The sequence below is a fragment of the Flagellimonas flava genome (assembly GCF_050617915.1).
GTDB classification, from domain to species: Bacteria; Bacteroidota; Bacteroidia; order Flavobacteriales; family Flavobacteriaceae; genus Flagellimonas; species Flagellimonas flava_A.
The window spans coordinates 1-229 of record NZ_JBODQE010000253.1 but is presented as its reverse complement, the minus strand read 5'-3'; the positions used below and the strand labels follow the sequence as shown (position 1 = coordinate 229).

The following is a 229-nucleotide window of genomic DNA, read 5'->3' as shown; positions in this document are numbered from 1 at the left end:
AGATGCTTTTGCTGGAGGTTTCTTATACGGAATCTTACAGGGATGGGATATAAACACGGCTTGCCGAATGGGAAATGCCAGTGGAGCACAAGTGGTAACCAAAAATGTCTGTGCCAATTTTATGCCCACTTTGGAGGAATCCCTAAAGTTTATTGGGCAAAAAGGAGGGTTTTAATATTGAAAATATGAGAACAAGAAGGCTTACGGTAGCCCAGGCTACCATCGAATA

1 protein-coding gene is annotated in these 229 nt (G+C 42.4%); it reads left to right on the top strand.

Features of this window, described 5'->3' with window-relative positions; all coding sequences use genetic code 11:
• Positions 1-175: PfkB family carbohydrate kinase (locus ACRHOZ_RS21745; RefSeq protein ID WP_431130524.1), on the top strand; the 175-nt coding region annotated here is incomplete at its 5' end.
• Positions 176-229: the final 54 nt, after the last annotated feature.